The sequence below is a fragment of the Lysinibacillus sp. 10T31 genome, assembly GCF_056394365.1.
The window spans coordinates 1-1,383 of record NZ_JBFTHS010000133.1; the positions used below are offsets into that span (position 1 = coordinate 1).

Consider the following 1,383-nt stretch of genomic DNA (forward strand, 5'->3'; position numbering starts at 1 on the left):
CAACATCTGGGAACACCACAGATCAACTGTGGGAGCGAGCCTGCTCGCGATAGCGGTAGCGCAGGCACCGCAACTGCCAGATTGGAAACCAAAAAGCCCCGCCATTCACATGACGGGGCTTTTGCGTTTCAACGGTCGGTGACTCAGACCCTCTTGTCGCCAACGTGCAGGATCTTCATGCCGTTGGTGCCGGCGAGGCTGCGGGGTTCAGGAAGCGGGCAAGTAGCGCAGCAGGGCTGAGACCGTTTGCCCAATCGCCCACGATCAGCACATTCCCGTCAGCTTGTAAGGTCATGCGGTGTGCGACGGTGTATTGGTTCTCGAATTGGGTGGCGTTCCAGCCTTTCCCTTCGTGGCCAAAGCCCTCATCCAGCATGCCGTTTAGGTGATAGCGAACTACCAAAAATGAAGGGCTACCGTTTTCCTGTGCCAATCTCCCGGACGCGATGATTTTCCCGGCAAACAGTCCAACATCCCAAAAACCGACATGTTTTTCGAGGGATTGAAACAGTACCTTACCGTCATTGAATGTTGGTACAAGTTCACCTTGGTCGTTGACGCAAGCCAGCACGCCCTGTGACGGAGACGACGCCGAACCGGCTGCAAGAACAGCGCCTTCGGAATACTGGACAAGCTTTCTGAGCGCGAGACTGGGGTTCTCGAACAGTTTGAAACCTTTGTCGGCGAAGGCTTGGTCGAAAGAACCATCCTCATTCACACGAGCCACCATGCCATGACCTGCCAATGTTCCGCACACCGTGATTTTTCCGTTATGCACCAAAATGTCCTCGATGGTGCTATTGCCCCAGTGTTGATTGGTAACGGCGACATAACCGGTGTTGTTGAAGGTGGTGTCAAACGAGCCGTCACTGTTGAGGCGGATCAGTAGCGCGACCTGGGCAATCCAGATCGGCATGTACATTCGCATGACCACATAGATTTTCCCATCCGCCACCGTGCAAGGCCCCGAGGCGTCCATGCTGGTGGTCGCCTGCGGTGTAAAATCCAGTCCAAGGTCTTTGGCAAGGATTTCAGGCAGTTTGACCGTCAGCTGACCGTCCACGCAAAACGCCCTATCCAAACGCCCGTCGAGATGAAGGCGAGCGAGCACAACGTCACCCTTTTTCGTATCGATACCGGACAGCAGGATTCTGGGTTCACCCCCGACGGTGGGAAAAAGGATCTGGCGCAGATGGGTGTCTTGCGTGGGGCCAAAACGCACGACTACAAATCCATCCTTGCCGAATGCCCTATTTAAAGTTCCATCTTTATGCAGGCAGGCGACACCTAGCTGATGGAAGATGTCAAAGCCGTCGACGTTGGCGTCGACGCCRCCGCCAACGTAGATATTGCCCTCATATTCGGCAATACATTCGCCTGAAG

At 54.9% G+C, this 1,383-nt stretch carries 1 protein-coding gene; it reads right to left on the reverse strand.

Going from position 1 to position 1,383, the window contains the following annotated elements; translation table 11 throughout:
• Nucleotides 1-175 precede the first annotated feature (175 nt).
• Nucleotides 176-1,383 (reverse strand): hypothetical protein (locus AC1DCY_RS27110; RefSeq protein ID WP_477355773.1); only part of this gene is annotated, 1,208 nt, incomplete at its 5' end.